At 65.1% G+C, this 2,716-nt stretch carries 2 protein-coding genes; both read right to left on the bottom strand.

What is annotated here, in order from left to right; genetic code table 11:
* Positions 1 to 193: 193 nt before the first annotated feature.
* Entirely contained in the window at positions 194 to 958 is a 765-nt protein-coding gene (gene istB, locus B0E41_RS21780) for an IS21-like element helper ATPase IstB (RefSeq protein ID WP_077334404.1), read from the bottom strand.
* A gap of 37 nt (positions 959 to 995) precedes the next feature.
* Positions 996 to 2,534 carry an IS21 family transposase gene (gene istA, locus B0E41_RS21775; protein WP_077334402.1) on the bottom strand — a complete coding sequence of 513 codons (1,539 nt, stop codon included), beginning with the start codon at positions 2,532 to 2,534 and terminating at the stop codon, positions 996 to 998.
* Positions 2,535 to 2,716 lie beyond the last annotated feature (182 nt).

The following is a 2,716-nucleotide window of genomic DNA, read 5'->3' as shown; positions in this document are numbered from 1 at the left end:
TGCGTATTTCAGCGATCGTGGACGCCTGTTTCAGGCTGATCGTGGACGGAGAATCGGTGTTGCCGTGGCGGCGCTGGGGAAGCGCGCAGGAACTGGTGTGAATGTATCGCAATCGTCCACGATCAGCCTGAAACGGTCTGGCTTGGAGCTGGTGTCGGGGTTGGTTTGGCCCCGGTTTTATCTCTCCAAATCTTCAGGCCCCTGCCAGGGCGCCGCAGGCGCCCCCCTCGATCGTTTCGCGCATGGACTTGGTGGCCTTGAGCACGATCTTGTGACTGCTGTGCACAACCCGGTCGAGGATGGCATCGGCCAGCGTCGGGTCGTTGAGGTAGGTGTGCCAATCCTTGACCGGCAACTGGCTGGTGATCAGCGTGGATCGGGACCCTATGCGGTCGTCCAGCAACTCCAGCAAGTCGTTGCGTTCAGGTGCACCCATGGGCGAGATGGCGAAGTCATCAATGACCAGCAGGTCCAGTCTGGCGAGCTGCGTCAGGCGCCGAGCGAAGCTGCCATCGCCATGCGCCACCTGCAACTCGTCGAACAGCCGGGCGGCCCGCACGTACAGCACAGAGAAGCCGCTGCGTGCGGCCTGATGCGCCAGTGCGCAGGCCAGCCAGGTCTTGCCGCTGCCGGTAGCGCCGGTAATGAGCAGATTGCGGGCATGGCGCAGCCAGTCGCCGCCGGCCATCGCGGTGATCAGGCCACGGTCCAGCCCACGGCTGGCACGCCAGTTGATGTCTTCGATGCAGGCCGCGCTCACCTTGAGCTTGGCCGCCTTGAGAAGCCGGGCCACGCGCCGGTCATCGCGCCAGGCGATCTCGCTTTGCACCAGCATGGTCAGGCGGTCGTCGAAGGGTAGCTCGTGCGCGGCGGTGCTGGTGGCCTGGTCTTCAATGGCTCGCACCATGCCGTCCAGGCGCAGGGCGCGCAGTTGATCCAGGGTGTGTTCGCTCAGCATGGGGATGGGTCCTTCGGTTGGGAGTTGGGAGTTGGGGTCAGTGGTAGTAATCGGGGCCGCGCACGTTCTCGTGCTCAATGACGGGGTTGACTGCTGAGGTGAACAGCGCAGGTTGGCTGTCCAGGCCGCACTTGAGGATGTTGGTCACGCTGCGCAGCGTGGGCGCGCGGATGGCCATGGCGCGGGTGCACGCGGCTTCCAGGCGCTCGGGCGTGTACTTGCGCGCCAGCGCCAGAAGACCCAGGCAGGCGCGGTAGCCCTGCTCGGGGTGCGGGCGCCGCTCCAGTTGCCAAGTCACCAGCGCGGCGGTGCTCACACCGATGCGCGCGCCCCAGGCAATGAGCTTGGCCGGTGTCCACTCCAGGTGCGCCCGGTGTGAGGCGGGCATGTGCTCTGGCGCCGTGGTGAAGCCAGCGCGCACGGTGCTGACGGCGTGGCAGGCCACGCGCTGGTTCGCGGCGAAGCACTCCAACAGCGCTGCGGTGACGCGCACGTCCAGCCGGGCGCCGACCAGGCGGTGCGGCACGCTGTAGCAGTGGCCCTCGAACTCGACGTGGTAGTCGATGTTGACCTTGACCGTCTTCCAGCGACTGATGACGAAGCGCTCTGCCGGCAGCGCCCGCAGCGCCGGAGCATCCAGTTGCTCAAAGGCGCTGCGTCGGCAGCCTGGCAGCTTCTTGAACGGCCGCTGGTTGAGATCGACCAACAGCAGGCCAATCGCCTGGTTGAGCTCGTGCAAGGTGAAGAAGCGCCGGTTGCGCAGCCGCGCCAGGATCCAGCGCTGCACCAACAGCACCGAGCCCTCGACCTTGGGCTTGTCACGCGGATGCGCGGGCCGAGCGGCCAGGATGGCGCAGCCGTAGTGCTTGGCGAACTCCTCGTAGCTGCGATTGGGCTCCGGGTCGTAGCGATCGGGACGCCTGATCAGCGCACGGGTCTGGTCAGGCACGATCAGTCTGGGAACCCCGCCGAAGAACTCCAGTGCCTGGACCTGGGCAGCGATCCAGTCGGCGGTGGTCTGGCGCGGTGTGGCGCAGGCGTAGGTGCAGTTCGATGCGCCCAGTGTGGCCACGAAGATCTGGGCCTGCGTGATCTCGCCCGTGCTGGCGTCGATGATGGGAACGGTGGAACCGGCGTAGTCGACGAACAGCTTCTCCCCGGCGATGTGGATCTGTCGCATCGAGCGTGCCTGGGTCTTGGCGAACTCGCGGTACTTGACGCAAAAGCTGGTGTATTTGTAAGCCAGTGCGTTGCCGGTGGCGTACTCCTCCCACAGCAGCATCAGCGTGACGCCGGGTCGCTTGAGTTCCTGGTGGATCTGGCCGAAGTCGGGGGCCAGTTGGTGGCTCGCCCGTGGCACCGCGGGACGGTACAGGCGCGACTCCAGTTCAGCGTCATCCAGGCCATCGGCCACGGCGCAATCGACGCCCGCGACTTTGGCCAGGGAGACGTACTTGCCGACCACGCTCTTGGAGATCTTGAGCGCGCGGCCCACCTCGTTGTAACTCAACCCCGCCTGCAGGTGCAGGCGCAATGCCTCTCGGATACGGCGCATGGTGACTCTGTTTGTTGGCATTGACTGGAACCGCAAAAAGCGGCCAGCCTATCCCGGTCAAAAATCACCTGCGCGCAACCCCCAATCGTCCACGATGGCGCTGAAACAGCGTCCACGATCAGACTGAAACGCCGTCCACGACTACGTTGAAATCCCGTCCACCATCAACCTGAAATGCCGTCCACGATGGGCTGAAATACGCA

Origin of the sequence: Hydrogenophaga sp. A37 (assembly GCF_002001205.1) — a bacterium.
Taxonomy (GTDB): Bacteria; Pseudomonadota; Gammaproteobacteria; order Burkholderiales; family Burkholderiaceae_C; genus Hydrogenophaga.
Note: the sequence above shows the minus strand (reverse complement) of the source record. Positions and strands in the feature narration are given on the sequence as shown.